Below are 14193 nucleotides of genomic sequence, written 5' to 3' on the forward strand. Positions count from 1 at the left end.
CTCGGGTCCTTGAAGCAAAGTTTTGACGCTGGAAGGCGACTTGAAGGCGGGGTTGCAAGAAGCCTTCCAACTTTGGTTTTGGGTGATCGTCGGGTGGTAACCGTTTCAAATGTGGGAGCTGGCTTGCCTGCGATTGCGGTGTGCCAGTCACTGGGATATTGGCTGTGAGTCAGCCATCGCAGGCAAGCCAGCTCCCACATTTGGATTTGTGTGCATCGTGGATATCGAGGAAATTTCCGACATGGATTTGGGGTTGCCCATGTGATCTCTAGTCTAAACGCAGCGGTCGGGCGTCGCGGCGATCAGTGGCGGCATTTCCACGCGGGAGCGTGGGAACGATCAAAAGTCAGCTAATAGATCGCTCCCGAACCGCAGTACGGGAACGATCCAAGATGACGAGAGCACTAGTTGATGCCAAGCAGTTCCACGTCAAAGATAAGTGTTGCATTTGGCGGAATTACTCCTCCGGCGCCACGTTCCCCGTAACCAAGCTCAGGCGGGATGGTCAAGGTTCGTTGCCCGCCGACCCTCATTCCTTGTACACCCTCGTCCCACCCACGAATAACCTGACCTTGACCCAAAACAAACTGGAGTGGGTCGTTGCGATCTTTGCTCGAGTCAAACTTAGCTCCTTTTGCGCCCTCCTTCCAAAGCCAACCCGTGTAATGAACGCTGACTTGCTGGCCAGCCTTTGCTTCAGCACCTTCACCCACTGTCGTGTCCTCATACTGCAGACCGCTGTCAGTTGTGATCATCAGAACTCCTCCATCCTCAATCAGATTTACCGCGCCAATGGCGCGTTTCGCTCTCTCAAGTCGCACGGGTGTGGCGGTGACGGCTGTCAGCGTTGACAGGTATTGGCTGTTTTAAGACGAGCGACTGAGAGAATGATAGCCATAGATAAAAAGGGGGCTCATTTACTTTCAGCCTACAGATTCCGATAGGCTGATCACTCCCATGGGCAAGCATGGGAATAATCGGATCTACGTTTTAAAGGGGCCGTATATTCTCAGCCTGTGGGCCTTTTGGACCTTGTGTGACGTCAAACTCTACTTTTTGGTTTTCTTCCAAAGATCGAAACCCGCTCGACGCAATTGCCGAGTAATGAGCGAACACGTCCGCACTCCCATCATCCGGGGTAATAAAACCAAACCCTTTCTCCGCGTTAAACCATTTCACAGTACCCGTTGCCATTGCCGCTCTCCTTACCCTTACTCAAAACCCAACCCACCTCGATGATGCACCCGGACGGGCAACGCATAGATGCCCTTGGGCCGATGGACCATTTCAAAGCTCAGACGCTTCCCCACCGACAGCGCCGTCCGGCGCCAATCCTTGCGATTGATAAATACCTCTTCTGTCCCGTCATCCAATTCAATCAGCCAATCGCCCCTGATCCAGTCATAGGATTTGACAGTTCCTGTAGCCACGCTCAATCCCGCTCTCCCTGCATCTCGTTGACTACATACGCGCAGTGTCTGGTTCAGCTATAGAACAACGGTAAACGTGCTTTGGCTACTGTCAGAGTTGACAGGTAGACGCGAGTGGCCGAGGGGTGCTAGCGATAGCGCAGCAGATGCATCATGCACCTGATGATTTTTTGCGCTTGCGGGGTTTGCGCGGCTTGGGAGGAGTGGGTGGAGCGTCACCGCGTTGAGCGCCCGCCGACTGAACGGCAACCTCGTTGCCATCGCGATCCCGGGCAATAAAACCAATGCCCTTGACCGCATCGAACCACCTGACCGTACCCCTGTCCATCACCGCCTCCCGAGCCGCGCACGGCTGCGCGCCTCATCGCTGTATCAAACAGTGAAGGCGGCGTTATGGCTACTGTCAAAGTTGACAGGTAAAAGGCCCACCACTGTAGGAGCGAGCTTGCTCGCGAAGGTGGGTAACGATAACGCGGGGAGTCAGGACGAACGCGGTGAAGGTGAGTTTTTCGCGAGCAAGCTCGCTCCTACAGTGGGCAGCAGCGTTCAGGAATCGCGACGCAGGTCCGGCGGGATCGGCAAATCCTTGAGCGGATCAGGCCGCTTGCCCTTGCCGGCGCGGTATTGGCGGATTTGGTAAACGTAAGCCAGTACCTGTGCAACGGCCAGGTACAAGCCGGCCGGGATTTCCTGGTCCAGATCGGTGGAGTAGAAAATCGAGCGCGCCAATGCCGGTGACTCCAACAGCAGAATGTCGTTGGCCACGGCGATTTCGCGGATTTTCAACGCAGTGAAGTCGCTGCCCTTGGCCAACAGCATCGGCGCGCCGCCCTTCTCAGGGTCGTACTTGAGGGCCACGGCGTAGTGAGTCGGGTTGGTGATGATCACGTCGGCGTCGGGCACCGAGGCCATCATCTTGCGCTGGGACATCTCGCGCTGCAGCTGACGGATGCGTTGCTTGACCTCGGGGCGCCCCTCCTGGTCCTTGTGTTCGTCACGCACTTCCTGCTTGGTCATCAGCAGTTTCTTGTGGCTTTCCCACAGCTGGATCGGCGCATCCACGGCGGCGATCAGGATCAGCCCCAGGGCCATCCACAGCGAGCTCCAGCCCACCACTTGCACGCTGTGGATGATCGCCGACTCCAGCGGCTCATGAGCGATGCGTTGCAAGTCGTCGATGTCCGACGACAACACCGCCAACGCCACAAACAAAATCAGGAAAAACTTGGCCAGGGCCTTGAGCAATTCCACCAGGGCCTTGGCGGAAAACATGCGCTTGAGCCCCGCCCCCGGGTTCATGCGGCTGAACTTGGGTGCCATGCTGCCCGCAGCAAACAGCCAGCCGCCCAGGGCCACCGGGCCGATCAGCGCGGCCAGCAGCAAGGTGATCAGGATCGGCTGCACCGCCAACAGGGCGATTTTGCCCGAGTGCAACAGGTACTGGCCCATGGCATCGGGGTTGAGCAGCACCTCGCGCGGCAAGCTGAAGTTGTGCTTCATCATCTCCAGCAGGTCCAGCGCCAGGCCACCGCCGTAGATCAGCAACGCACCGGCACCGGCCATCATGGTGGCGAAGGTATTGAGCTCTTTGGAACGGGCAATCTCGCCCTTTTCCCTGGAGTCCTTTTTACGTTTCTCCGTGGGGTCTTCTGTTTTGTCCTGACCACTCTCGCTCTCGGCCATGGCTCAGCGCGCCCGTGCCAGATCACGTAAGAACTGCAAGGCGTCGCTCGCCAGCGGTTGATACTGATTGAGAATGTCAGCCAGGCCGATCCAGAAAATCCCCATGCCCAATACCAGCGTCAGGGGGAAGCCGATAGAGAAGATATTCAACTGCGGCGCCGCTCGGGTCATCACGCCAAAGGCAATGTTGACCACCAGCAGTGCGGTGATCGCCGGCAACACCAGCAACAGCGCCGCGCCCAGCACCCAGCCGAGGCGCCCCACCAGTTCCCAGAAATGGTTGACCACCAGCCCCGAGCCCACCGGCAAGGTGGTGAAGCTTTCGCTCAACACTTCGAACGCCACCAGGTGGCCGTTCATGGCCAGAAACAGCAAGGTCACCAGCATGGTCAGGAATTGCCCGATCACCGCCGCCGACACGCCGTTGGTAGGGTCGACCATGGACGCGAAGCCCATGCCCATCTGGATCGAGATGATTTGCCCGGCGATCACAAAAGCCTGGAAGAACAACGTCAGGGAAAACCCCAGCATGGCGCCGATCAGGATCTGTTCGGCGATCAGCAGCAAGGCGCTCAGGTCCAGCGCGTTGACCGGCGGCATCGGCGGCAAGCCCGGCACGATCACCACCGTGATCGCCACGGCAAAATACAAGCGCACGCGACGCGGAACCAGGGTGGTGCCGAACACCGGCATGGCCATCAACATCGCGGTGACGCGAAACAGCGGCAGGATGAACGAAGCCACCCAGGTGCTGATCTGGGTGTCGGTCAACGCCAGCAAGGACTGCATCGGCTCAGCCGATCAACTGCGGAATACTGCCGTACAACTGCAGGATGTATTCCATGAAGGTTTGCACCAGCCACGGGCCGGCGACAATCAGGGTCACCAGCATCACCAACAGGCGCGGCAGGAAGCTCAAGGTCTGTTCGTTGATCTGGGTGGCGGCCTGGAACATCGCCACCAGCAGGCCGACCAACAGGCTCGGCACCACCAGCACGGCAACCATCAGGGTGGTCAGCCACAGCGCTTCACGGAACAGGTCGACGGCGACTTCTGGGGTCATAGCGCTATACCCCTCCGAAACTGCCGGCCAGGGTGCCAATAATCAGCGCCCAGCCGTCCACCAGCACAAACAGCATGATCTTGAACGGCAACGAGATGATCAGCGGCGACAGCATCATCATGCCCATGGCCATCAATACGCTCGCCACCACCAGGTCGATGATCAGGAACGGGATGAAGATCATGAAGCCGATCTGGAACGCGGTCTTCAATTCGGAGGTGACGAACGCCGGTACCAGGATGGTCAGCGGCGCCTGGTCCGGGGTGGCGATGTCGGTGCGCTTGGACAGGCGCATGAACAGCTCAAGGTCGCTGGAGCGGGTTTGCGACAGCATGAAATCCTTGATCGGGCCCTGGGCCTTGTCGATCGCGTCCTGGGCGTTGAGTTTTTCCGCGAGGTAAGGTTGCAGGGCTTGCTGGTTCACCTTGTCGAACACTGGCGCCATGATGAACAGCGTCAAAAACAGCGCCATGCCGGTGAGGATCTGGTTCGACGGCGTCTGTTGCAGGCCCAGGGCCTGGCGCAGGATCGAGAAGACGATGATGATCCGCGTGAAGCTGGTCATCAGCATCACGAACGCCGGGATAAAACTCAGCGCCGTCATGATCAGCAGGATCTGCAGGCTGACCGAATATTCCTGCGCGCCCGCCGCGTTGGTGCCCAGGGTGATCGCCGGGATCGACAACGGGTCGGCGCCCAGGGCCATCGGCGCGGCCAGCAACAGCATGAGCGTCAACAAAACGCGCATTACTTCTTATCCTTCTGATCCTTGCCCAGCAATTCCATCAGGCGCTGGGCGAATTCTGGCGTGGCGGCTTCGGTCTTGACCGCGTCCACCGGGGTCTTGAGTACATGCAGCGGGGTGATGCGGCCGGGGGTGATGCCGAGCAGGATCTGCTCCTCGCCCACCTGCACCAGCACCAGCCGATCACGCGGGCCGAGAGCGCGCGAGCCCACCAGCTCGATCACCTGGCCGTTGCCCGGGCCGATGCGCTGCACGCGGCGCATCAACCAGGCCAGCACGAAGATCAGGCCGATCACCAGCAACAGGCCCAGCACCAGCTGCGTCAACTGCCCGCCGACGCTGCCGACCGCTGGCGCCGCAGCCACCTGCGCCACCGGCTCTGCCGCCAGGGCGCTCAATGGCAGCGCCAGCAACAGTCCCGCCATCGAGTACTTCATCTCAGCGCAACTTCTTGATGCGTTCGCTCGGGCTGATCACGTCGGTCAGGCGGATGCCGAACTTCTCGTTGACCACCACCACCTCGCCATGGGCAATCAGGGTGCCGTTGACCAGCACGTCCAACGGCTCGCCGGCCAGGCGGTCCAGCTCGATCACCGAGCCCTGGTTGAGCTGCAAGAGGTTGCGGATGTTGATTTCGGTGCTGCCCACTTCCATGGAAATCGACACCGGGATGTCGAGGATCACATCCAGGTTCGGGCCGTCGAGGCTCACCGGCTCGTTGTTCTTCGGCACGCTGCCGAATTCTTCCATGGCCAGGCGGTTGCCGGCCGGCGCGGTGGCGGCGTCGGCGGCCAGCAGCGCGTCGATGTCGTCCTGGCCAACATCGCCGGTTTCTTCCAGGGCCGCAGCCCATTCGTCAGCCAGGGCCTGGTCTTCGGCGGAAGTGTTTTCGTGTTCGGTAGCCATTACATGTCCTCGGCGCAGCAAACAATCATGAATTAGGGTTGAATCAGCGGCGGTTGATCGGCTCAACCACTTGCAGCGCCAGGTTGCCCTTGTGGGAACCGAGCTTGACCTTGAATGACGGCACGCCATTGGCGCGCATGATCAACTCTTGCGGCAAGTCGACGGGGATGATGTCCCCAGGCGCCATGTGCAAAATGTCCCGCAGGCGCAACTGGCGGCGGGCCACGGTGGCGCTCAGCGGCACGTCGACGTCCAGCAGGTCTTCGCGCAGGGCCTTGACCCAGCGTTCGTCCTGGTCGTCGAGGTCGGACTGGAATCCGGCGTCGAGCATTTCGCGCACCGGTTCGATCATCGAGTAAGGCATGGTCACGTGCAGGTCGCCGCCACCGCCATCGAGTTCGATGTGGAAGGTCGACACCACAATGGCCTCGCTCGGCCCGACGATGTTGGCCATGGCCGGGTTCACTTCCGAGTTGATGTACTCGAAATTGACTTCCATGATCGCTTGCCAGGCTTCCTTCAAGTCGATGAAGGCTTGCTCCAGCACCATGCGCACCACACGCAGTTCGGTAGGGGTGAATTCACGCCCTTCGATCTTGGCGTGACGGCCGTCGCCACCGAAGAAGTTGTCCACCAGCTTGAACACCAGTTTGGCGTCGAGGATGAACAGCGCGGTACCGCGCAGCGGTTTGATCTTGACCAGGTTAAGGCTGGTGGGCACGTACAGCGAGTGCACGTACTCACCGAACTTCATCACCTGCACGCCGCCCACGGCCACATCCGCCGAACGGCGCAGCATGTTGAACATGCTGATACGGGTGTAGCGGGCAAAGCGCTCGTTGATCATCTCCAGGGTCGGCATGCGTCCCCGCACGATGCGATCCTGGCTGGTCAGGTCATAACTTTTGACGCTGCCGGGTTCGGCAGCCATTTCGGTCTGTACCAGACCATCGTCCACGCCATGCAACAGCGCGTCGATTTCATCCTGGGACAGCAGGTCTTGCACGGCCATGTCGTGATCCTACTGCAATACGAAGTTAGTGAAGAGCGCCTGCTCGACCACGACTTTGCCGAGTTCTTTCTGGGCCACTTCCTGCACGCTGGCAGTGACCTTCTGGCGCAGCATTTCCTGGCCGACTGGCGTGGCCAGGCTGTCGAAGCTCTGCCCGGAGAACAGCATCACCAGGTTGTTGCGGATCACCGGCATATGCACCTTGAGGGCATCCAGGTCCGCCTGGTTGCGCGCCAGCAAGGTAATGCTCACTTGCAGGTAGCGCTGACGACCGTTGACGTTGTAATTGGCAACAAAGGCCGGAAGCATCTGCTCGAAGATTGCCGGTTGCTTGACGTTCGTGGCAGTTTCGGCGGCAGGTGCCGGTGTGCTTGCACTGCTGTGCATGATGTACCAGGTGCCGCCAATCGAGGCCCCGATGGCCAGGAGCAGGCCCAGCACAATCAACAGGATCAGCTTGAGCTTGCCTTTGCCTGCGGGGGGAGTTGCTGCGTCGTCGCTCTTCGCCATGCCAATAATCCGTCACTATTCGGGGATTCGTAGATCTATGGCAAGGCAAGAGCAAGTGTTATGCCAGAGTTGTCTGGTAATGAGGGAAGAGCGAACACCAAAAAACAAATGTGGGAGCGGGCTTGCTCGCGAATGCAGAGTATCAGTCACACATATACTGACTGACACTCTGCATTCGCGAGCAAGCCCGCTCCCACATTCAGACCTGTACAGGCCTCAAGTCAGGCGTAGTAGTCGACGGCGCTGGAGCCGATCAGGCTCTGGCTCACGGGCGCTGCCACTTCGGCCACATCTACAGGGGCACCGGCGTCGCCGCTGTCAGCGCGCCTGCCGCTGCTACTGACGCCTCGCGCCTGGCCCTGCTGTTGCTGCTGTTCCTGGCCCCGCGACTGGTCGGAGACATTCACATCCACCTGCCCCATACCCTGCTGGGCAAACATCTCGCGCAAACGACCAGACTGGCTTTCCAGCGCTTCACGCACCACCGCATGGCCGCTCATGAAGTTGACCTGGGCCTGCTGGTCTGCCGTCATATTGACCTTGATGTCCAGGCGCCCCAGCTCAGCGGGCTGCAACTGGATCTCGGCCGACTTGAGGTTGGCGCTGGAGAGGTACATCACGCGGTTGACCACCTCTTCGGTCCAGCCGCTCTGGTGCATGGCCAGGGGCGCATTGGTGACGGGCGGCAAGGCATTCGCGGTTTTCGGCGTGGCCGCCTGGGTCAGCGCCGCCAGGCGGTTGGCGAAGTCGTCCACGCGGGTGTCGCTGCTGGCGTTCTTGAGGTCCTTGAGGCCGTCATCGATCAGCGCGCCGAAGGCCTTGTCGCCGCCTTGGTCGGTGCTGTCCTTGGTGGCTTGCTGGTCGACCATGCTGGCCAGGCCGGCGGCAAAGTTCTGCGCGGCGGTCGGTTGGTCCTGAGTGGTGGGCGCGGCTTTCTGCGGCGCCTGGCTGCTGGCCGAGACGTGACCGCCCTGCTCCATCGCCAGGCGCACGGCCGGCATCGAATCCAGCGGGTCGGCCTCAGGGTCGAAGGCCGGCTGCTTGGGCTCCTCGGTCACGGCAATGAGCGGCTGGGCATTGTCATCTGCGGCCGTGACGGCAGGCGCTTGTACGGGAACAGGGACCGCCACGGGCGCCACGGTGGCAACCAGCGCCGGGTCGGCCACCGGTTGCAGCGCCAGGGACGGGTCGGCAGCTTGCTCACCCTCACTGTCAGCGCTGTCGTCGCTCTTGGCCGGCGGCTTGGCAGGCAAGGGATTGCCGCTATCGGCAACCGCTGGCGCGCTGGCGGCAGGTTTGGCGCTACTATCAGCCGCTTTGTCGCGCACGGGTCTGGCTGGCGCGTCGTCACTCCTGCCCAGCGGCTTGGCAGCTTGCTTGGCAAACACTTGAGCGAAGCCAGGGCCCTTGTCCTGCGAGGCCGCAGGCGCTACCGCAGGCGTGGCGGCCGGCACTTGAGGCTTGGCCGCAGTGGCAGCCTGAAGAAGCGAATTGGAGGCGACTGGCATAAGTAAGGGTCTCCACTGCATGGGGTCGGGAATGCAGTCTGTGGAGATAGAGCAAAAGTCGGGCCAGCTTTACAAAATGCCTGGATATATCAGATTCAATGTAGGAGCGAGCTTGCTCGCGAAGCACCCAAAGGCAGCGCATTTATCCAGGAAGCACGCGTTATCGTTGACGTTTTTCGCGAGCAAGTTCGCTCCTACATTCATACAGTGGCTTGACCAGCGCGAACTCATGATCAATCTGATCAACCAGCGCGCCTAGATCCGAGGCCGCCTCGACGGCCTCGGTCTCCAGCAGCTCACACAATCGGGCCAAACGCACCGCCCCTAGATTGCCGCTGCTGCCTTTGAAACTGTGGGCAATTCGTCCCAACGTTTTGGCGTCGCCCCCAGCCTTGCGCAGTGCTGCGACGCGCTCTTGCGAGTCCTCGATAAAGGTGTCGAGCAACGTCGGATACTCGCTCTCCATCACTTCCTGCAAGTCCGACAACACGTCGGGGTCCAAATGAATCTCAGCCACTTGCTCGCTCCTTGATCAAGAATCGGCGGATTATGCCAGAGCCTCCCAGCAAAACTCCACGCAGACGCAGCGCCCGCCATCGGACCAGCGCACCGCGCTGCTCAGTTGACGCACCAGGCTCAGGCCCCGGCCAGACAGACGGTCGATGTCCACGGGGCGTGCCAGCTCCTGCTCCACATCAAAACCCTGCCCGCTGTCTTCGAGGCGCAAGCTCAATTTGCCGCCCTTGTCGGTGGGTACCACCTGCACATGCACGCGCACGTAACCGCTGTCCAACTGCGCCAGCCGCTCATGGCGCTGGCGATAATACTGCGCAAACCCCTGGGCATCGCGCTTGAGCCGTGAGTCCAGGCCCAGCACGCCATGCTCCAGCGCGTTGGAATACAACTCGGCCATCACACTGTAAAGCGCCCCACTCTGCTCACGCAGGCCGTGGATCTCCAACAGCAGTTGCAGCAAGTACGGCAGCGGGTTGTAGGTCCTGAGGGTCTGGGCGCGAAATTCGAAACTCACCGACCAATCCAGCGGGCACGACTGGCCGCTGTCGGCATACATAGGTTCGGCCGCCCGCAAGGGTTGGCCCGCCTGCAAGGTGATCTCGACCATGCTGACGTCATCGCGTGCCTGGCCGCGAAAGGCCGCCAGGGCCTGCTCGATGTCCGCGAACAGGCGGTCGGGCTCGCGATTGGTGGCGAACACCTGCTGCAAGCGTTCGGCGCCGAACAGTTGATCGTTGGCATCAGAGGTGTCCAGCACACCGTCGGAGAGCAAAAACACCCGGTCGCCCAACGTCATGGGCCAGACCTCGGTGCTGTCATCGAACGCCTCTGCCGACAACACCCCCAAGGGCAGATGCCGCGACATCAATGGCGTGCGCCTGCCCGTGGCGACTTCATGCACGTAGCCTTCGGGCATGCCGCCGTTCCACACCTCCACCGCCCGCCGCTGGGCGCTCAGGCACAGCAAGGTGGCACAGCAGAACATGTCCACCGGCAGGATGCGCTTGAGCTTGGCGTTCATCTCCCGCAGGGTCTGCGTGAGGCCGTAGCCCTTGGCGGTCATGCCGTAGAACACTTCGGCCAGGGGCATGGCACCGATGGCGGCCGGCAAGCCATGGCCGGTGAAATCGCCCAGCAACACATGCATGTCACCCGATGGCGTGTAGGCCGCCAGCAACAAGTCGCCGTTGAACAGCGCATAAGGCGATTGCAGATAGCGGATATTCGGCGCGGCGTTGATACAACCGGAATGGGCGACCTTGTCGAACACCGCCTTGGCCGCCCGCTGTTCATGCATCAGGTGTTCGTGGTGCCTGGCGATCAGGTCACGCTGTTGTAAAACCGTGGCCTGCAGGCGGCGCAGGCGGTCCATGGCGTTGATCTTCGCCGCCAGGATCAAGGGGTTATAGGGTTTGGGCAGAAAGTCATCGCCACCGGCGTCCAGGCATTGGGCCAGGGCTTCGTTTTCGCGCAGCGACGTGAGGAAGATGATCGGCACCAGCGCCTCCCCCGCCAGTTGCTTGATCTGCCGCGCGGCTTCAAAGCCATCCATGACCGGCATCAGTGCGTCCATCAACACCAGTTGCGGACGCTCGCGGGCAAACACCTCAATCGCTTCGGCGCCATTGCTCACGGTCAGCACCTGATGGCCCTGGCGACGGATGATGCTCGCTAGCAACAGGCGGTCGGCGGCGCTGTCTTCGGCGATCAGGATGGTCAGCGCTTCAAGGACCGGGGCCAAGGCGCTCAACTGATGTCGAACAGCTTGTCGAAGTTGGAGATGGCGAGGATCTTGCGCACGTCGCAGTTGCTATTAACCACTCGGATATCGGACTTATCGCCACCCGCATGGTCCCGCAGCAACAGGAGCATGCCCAGGGCCGAACTATCCATGTAGGTGGTACCCCTCAAGTCCACTACAACAGTCTCGGGCTTAGGGTAAATACCTTCGTAGACATTGCGAAAATTTTGGTGGCTGCCGAAATCGAACCGGCCCTTGATTGCGATCGTCAACTTCTTCCCGTCCAGGGATACTTCTGACTCGACTGACATGTGACTGCTTCCTTGTCATTGCACTAGACACAAGGTGTAGCAGCTGAACCCCATCCAAGCAACACAGCAAATGCCCTTTGTAGGAGCGAGCTTGCTCGCGAAAAACTCACAGGCGCCGCGTACATCCAGGAAGCACGCGTTATCGTTGACGTTTTTCGCGAGCAAGCTCGCTCCTACAGATGACATGGGTGCGTTAGAACTGTTCTTGGCGGGGAAGGCGCTGGGACAATTCATCGAGCAGTTTTTGCTCGCGCTTGTCTTCGATGGCTCGCGCTTCGTCGATGTAGCGCTGCACCAGCTTGCGCAGCCCCTCGACCCGGGCAAACGCCTGTTGCCAGGCTTCGCGAGCCTTGTCGAGGTTGGCCTCGTGCCAGACCAGGCTCTGGCGTTGCTGGCCGACGGCGGTCTCAAGCTGATTGAGAAAGCCCTGGTACCCCATCAGCCACTGGCCGGACACCCCCTGGCTGCCGCGTTCGATCCACTGCTGCTGGTACTCGCCACGAAAACGCTCCAGGTCGCCCAGCTTGCTTTGGGCCAGACGCACCTGACCCTGGAAATAACCCAGGCGTTGCACGGCGGCTTTCTCGGCCTTTTCGGCCATGTCCACCACCGGGGCCAGGCGTGCGGCGCGGCTGTTGGCCATGGCTTAGCCGCCCAGCGCCGGGGCGAAGATGGACTGCAAGTGCGACTGGCTCTCGCCCATGGTGATCTTGTCGTTGAGACCCTGGCGCAGGTAGGTCACCAGTTGCGGCTGCAAGGCGATGGCCAGGTCGGTGTCGCGGTCACCACCGGCCACATAGGCGCCGACGCTGATCAGGTCGCGACTTTGCTGGTAACGCGACCACAACTGCTTGAACTGCTGGGCACGGGCCATATGCTCCGGCGTGACCACCGCCGGCATCACCCGGCTGATGGACGCTTCGATGTCGATGGCCGGGTAATGCCCCTCTTCCGCCAAGCGCCGCGACAGCACGATGTGGCCGTCGAGCACGCCCCGCGCCGAGTCGGCAATCGGGTCCTGTTGGTCGTCGCCTTCGGACAACACGGTGTAGAACGCGGTGATCGAGCCACCGCCGGCTTCGGCATTACCGGCACGCTCCACCAGCTTGGGCAGCTTGGCGAACACCGATGGCGGGTAACCCTTGGTCGCGGGCGGTTCACCGATGGCCAGGGCGATCTCGCGCTGGGCCTGGGCGAAACGCGTGAGCGAGTCCATCAGCAACAGGACGTTCTTGCCCTTGTCGCGGAAATATTCGGCGATGCGCGTGCAGTACATCGCCGCACGCAGGCGCATCAGCGGTGCATCGTCTGCCGGAGAAGCGACGACAACGGAACGCTTGAGCCCTTCTTCACCGAGGCTGTGCTCGATGAACTCCTTCACTTCACGGCCCCGCTCACCGATCAGCCCCACCACGATGATGTCGGCCTCGGTAAAGCGCGTCATCATGCCCAGCAACACCGACTTACCCACGCCGGTACCGGCGAACAGGCCCAGGCGCTGGCCGCGACCGACCGTCAATAAACCGTTGATGCTGCGAATGCCCACGTCCAGCGGCACGCTGATGGGGTTGCGCTTGAGCGGATTGATGGTGGGGCCGTCCATCGGCACCCAGTCTTCGGCCTTCATGCCGCCCTTGCCGTCCAGCGCACGGCCGGCCCCGTCGAGTACGCGGCCCAGCATGCTCATGCCCATGGGCAGGCGGCCGGTGTCGGCCAGCGGCACCACGCGGGCACCGGGGGCAATGCCGGCGAGGCTGCCGACCGGCATCAGAAAAATCTTGCTGCCCGAAAAGCCCATCACCTCGGCTTCGACCTGCACCGGGTGGTAGCTGTCGTCGTTGATCACCAGGCAGCGGCTGCCCATGGCGGCGCGCAGGCCCTCGGCTTCGAGGGTCAGGCCGACCATGCGCAACAGGCGCCCTTCGAGGATCGGCTGGCCGGGCAACTCGGTGGCCTCGGCGTAGCTGCCCAGGCGCTTGGCGAAGCTGGTGCGATCAAGGCGCATCGGTGGCGTCCAGGTCAACGCTCAGGTCAGGCTCGGCGGGATGCAGGGCCTGTTCATGCAGTTGATCAAACAACTTGGCCATGATCTGGCTGATACGGGTTTCCACCGTCGCGTCAATGCGGCTGTGTTCGGTCTCGACGCGGCAACCACCGGGCTGCAACGAGGCGTCTTCGACGATGCGCCAGGTTTCTTCATGGCGCTCGCGCAGGGCTTTGACCTGTTCGAAATCCTGCGGGTTGATGTACAGCCGCACATTGCCAACGCCCAGGGGCAGCAGCTTGAGGGCTTCACGCATCACACCTTCGATCTGGCTGGAATCGAGCACCAGCTCGCGCTGGATCACCTGGCGCGCAATGTGCTGCACCAGGCCGACCATGGACTTTTCCAGCTGTGAATCCTGTTCGGCGATAGGGTCGAACAGGTTGCCCATCAAGCGCTCCAGGCTGCCCAGCTTGGCGGCCAGCGCCACCTCGGCTTCCTGGCGAACCTTGAGGGTGGTGCTGCGAAAACCGTCTTTTTCCCCCGCCGCAAAGCCTTCGTTGTAAGCCTCCTGGCGGATGGTTTCCAACTCTTCGAGGGTCAGTGGCTGGACTTCATCCAGCGGCACTTCTTCCATCTCCGCCGGCGGTTCCTCCACCGGTTCAGGCTCGGGCTGCGGCACATGGGGGTCGAAGCTGGGCAGCGACCAGATGTCGAAGCCGCCGACATCACGCGCGCGAATCAGATCGCTGGGCGCCTCATCTTTATTCGACATGCAAGGCGC

18 protein-coding genes are annotated in these 14193 nt (G+C 61.3%); all 18 read right to left on the reverse strand.

What is annotated here, in order from left to right:
- Window positions 1-404: 404 nt before the first annotated feature.
- Window positions 405-755: an FKBP-type peptidyl-prolyl cis-trans isomerase gene (locus tag BUE92_RS26540; RefSeq protein ID WP_073527095.1), complete on the reverse strand. Its 351-nt coding sequence runs from the start codon at window positions 753-755 to the stop codon at window positions 405-407.
- A gap of 235 nt (window positions 756-990) precedes the next feature.
- The gene (gene cspE, locus BUE92_RS26545) at window positions 991-1194 is read right to left on the reverse strand and encodes a transcription antiterminator/RNA stability regulator CspE (protein ID WP_073527096.1); all 204 of its coding nucleotides are present in this window, start codon (window positions 1192-1194) and stop codon (window positions 991-993) included.
- 17 nt (window positions 1195-1211) lie between these two features.
- A complete protein-coding gene (locus BUE92_RS26550) occupies window positions 1212-1430 on the reverse strand; it encodes a cold-shock protein (protein ID WP_256674013.1) in 219 nt (72 codons plus the stop codon).
- A 546-nt stretch (window positions 1431-1976) separates the two neighbouring features.
- On the reverse strand, window positions 1977-3113 hold the full coding sequence (gene flhB / locus BUE92_RS26555; protein WP_073527098.1) for a flagellar biosynthesis protein FlhB: 1137 nt from the start codon (window positions 3111-3113) through the stop codon (window positions 1977-1979).
- Between the two features lie 3 nt (window positions 3114-3116).
- Entirely contained in the window at window positions 3117-3902 is a 786-nt protein-coding gene (fliR, locus tag BUE92_RS26560; RefSeq protein WP_073527099.1) for a flagellar biosynthetic protein FliR, read from the reverse strand.
- A gap of 4 nt (window positions 3903-3906) precedes the next feature.
- Window positions 3907-4176, reverse strand: coding sequence for a flagellar biosynthesis protein FliQ (fliQ, locus tag BUE92_RS26565; RefSeq protein WP_003192936.1), 270 nt, complete (start codon window positions 4174-4176; stop codon window positions 3907-3909).
- 4 nt (window positions 4177-4180) lie between these two features.
- Window positions 4181-4924 carry a flagellar type III secretion system pore protein FliP gene (gene fliP / locus BUE92_RS26570; RefSeq protein WP_057700900.1) on the reverse strand — a complete coding sequence of 248 codons (744 nt, stop codon included), beginning with the start codon at window positions 4922-4924 and terminating at the stop codon, window positions 4181-4183.
- The gene (fliO, locus tag BUE92_RS26575; RefSeq protein ID WP_073527100.1) at window positions 4924-5358 is read right to left on the reverse strand and encodes a flagellar biosynthetic protein FliO; all 435 of its coding nucleotides are present in this window, start codon (window positions 5356-5358) and stop codon (window positions 4924-4926) included. The genes fliP and fliO overlap by 1 nt, the downstream gene beginning before the upstream one ends.
- Before the next feature lies 1 nt (window position 5359).
- Window positions 5360-5827 (reverse strand): flagellar motor switch protein FliN, encoded by a 468-nt coding sequence (gene fliN / locus BUE92_RS26580; protein ID WP_069558450.1) that lies wholly within the window; start codon window positions 5825-5827, stop codon window positions 5360-5362.
- 43 nt (window positions 5828-5870) lie between these two features.
- Window positions 5871-6839 (reverse strand): flagellar motor switch protein FliM, encoded by a 969-nt coding sequence (gene fliM / locus BUE92_RS26585; RefSeq protein ID WP_003192943.1) that lies wholly within the window; start codon window positions 6837-6839, stop codon window positions 5871-5873.
- Between the two features lie 9 nt (window positions 6840-6848).
- Window positions 6849-7349 carry a flagellar basal body-associated protein FliL gene (fliL, locus tag BUE92_RS26590; RefSeq protein ID WP_073527101.1) on the reverse strand — a complete coding sequence of 167 codons (501 nt, stop codon included), beginning with the start codon at window positions 7347-7349 and terminating at the stop codon, window positions 6849-6851.
- A gap of 221 nt (window positions 7350-7570) precedes the next feature.
- On the reverse strand, window positions 7571-8857 hold the full coding sequence (locus tag BUE92_RS26595) for a flagellar hook-length control protein FliK (protein WP_073527102.1): 1287 nt from the start codon (window positions 8855-8857) through the stop codon (window positions 7571-7573).
- Between the two features lie 160 nt (window positions 8858-9017).
- Window positions 9018-9374, reverse strand: coding sequence for an Hpt domain-containing protein (locus BUE92_RS26600; RefSeq protein WP_073527103.1), 357 nt, complete (start codon window positions 9372-9374; stop codon window positions 9018-9020).
- A 30-nt stretch (window positions 9375-9404) separates the two neighbouring features.
- On the reverse strand, window positions 9405-11123 hold the full coding sequence (locus BUE92_RS26605) for a fused response regulator/phosphatase (RefSeq protein WP_073527104.1): 1719 nt from the start codon (window positions 11121-11123) through the stop codon (window positions 9405-9407).
- Window positions 11120-11425, reverse strand: coding sequence for an STAS domain-containing protein (locus BUE92_RS26610; protein ID WP_073527105.1), 306 nt, complete (start codon window positions 11423-11425; stop codon window positions 11120-11122). The genes BUE92_RS26605 and BUE92_RS26610 overlap by 4 nt, the downstream gene beginning before the upstream one ends.
- A 193-nt stretch (window positions 11426-11618) precedes the next feature.
- Window positions 11619-12068 carry a flagellar export protein FliJ gene (gene fliJ, locus BUE92_RS26615; RefSeq protein ID WP_073527106.1) on the reverse strand — a complete coding sequence of 150 codons (450 nt, stop codon included), beginning with the start codon at window positions 12066-12068 and terminating at the stop codon, window positions 11619-11621.
- Window positions 12069-12071: 3 nt separating this feature from the next.
- Window positions 12072-13430: a flagellar protein export ATPase FliI gene (gene fliI / locus BUE92_RS26620; RefSeq protein ID WP_073527107.1), complete on the reverse strand. Its 1359-nt coding sequence runs from the start codon at window positions 13428-13430 to the stop codon at window positions 12072-12074.
- A complete protein-coding gene (gene fliH, locus BUE92_RS26625) occupies window positions 13420-14184 on the reverse strand; it encodes a flagellar assembly protein FliH (protein ID WP_073527108.1) in 765 nt (254 codons plus the stop codon). The genes fliI and fliH overlap by 11 nt, the downstream gene beginning before the upstream one ends.
- Window positions 14185-14193 lie beyond the last annotated feature (9 nt).

The organism is Pseudomonas fluorescens (assembly GCF_001902145.1).
In the GTDB taxonomy this organism is placed as follows: Bacteria; Pseudomonadota; Gammaproteobacteria; order Pseudomonadales; family Pseudomonadaceae; genus Aquipseudomonas; species Aquipseudomonas fluorescens_BV.

Excerpts from the sequence above, each read along its gene's own strand:
- BUE92_RS26540 (WP_073527095.1), bottom strand. The coding sequence starts at position 755 with ATGATCACAACTGACAGCGGTCTGCAGTATGAGGACACGACAGTGGGT.
- cspE (WP_073527096.1), bottom strand. The coding sequence starts at position 1,194 with ATGGCAACGGGTACTGTGAAATGGTTTAACGCGGAGAAAGGGTTTGGT.
- flhB (WP_073527098.1), bottom strand. The coding sequence starts at position 3,113 with ATGGCCGAGAGCGAGAGTGGTCAGGACAAAACAGAAGACCCCACGGAG.
- fliR (WP_073527099.1), bottom strand. The coding sequence starts at position 3,902 with ATGCAGTCCTTGCTGGCGTTGACCGACACCCAGATCAGCACCTGGGTG.
- fliQ (WP_003192936.1), bottom strand. The coding sequence starts at position 4,176 with ATGACCCCAGAAGTCGCCGTCGACCTGTTCCGTGAAGCGCTGTGGCTG.
- fliP (WP_057700900.1), bottom strand. The coding sequence starts at position 4,924 with ATGCGCGTTTTGTTGACGCTCATGCTGTTGCTGGCCGCGCCGATGGCC.
- fliO (WP_073527100.1), bottom strand. The coding sequence starts at position 5,358 with ATGAAGTACTCGATGGCGGGACTGTTGCTGGCGCTGCCATTGAGCGCC.
- fliN (WP_069558450.1), bottom strand. The coding sequence starts at position 5,827 with ATGGCTACCGAACACGAAAACACTTCCGCCGAAGACCAGGCCCTGGCT.
- fliM (WP_003192943.1), bottom strand. The coding sequence starts at position 6,839 with ATGGCCGTGCAAGACCTGCTGTCCCAGGATGAAATCGACGCGCTGTTG.
- fliL (WP_073527101.1), bottom strand. The coding sequence starts at position 7,349 with ATGGCGAAGAGCGACGACGCAGCAACTCCCCCCGCAGGCAAAGGCAAG.
- BUE92_RS26595 (WP_073527102.1), bottom strand. The coding sequence starts at position 8,857 with ATGCCAGTCGCCTCCAATTCGCTTCTTCAGGCTGCCACTGCGGCCAAG.
- BUE92_RS26610 (WP_073527105.1), bottom strand. The coding sequence starts at position 11,425 with ATGTCAGTCGAGTCAGAAGTATCCCTGGACGGGAAGAAGTTGACGATC.
- fliJ (WP_073527106.1), bottom strand. The coding sequence starts at position 12,068 with ATGGCCAACAGCCGCGCCGCACGCCTGGCCCCGGTGGTGGACATGGCC.
- fliI (WP_073527107.1), bottom strand. The coding sequence starts at position 13,430 with ATGCGCCTTGATCGCACCAGCTTCGCCAAGCGCCTGGGCAGCTACGCC.
- fliH (WP_073527108.1), bottom strand. The coding sequence starts at position 14,184 with ATGTCGAATAAAGATGAGGCGCCCAGCGATCTGATTCGCGCGCGTGAT.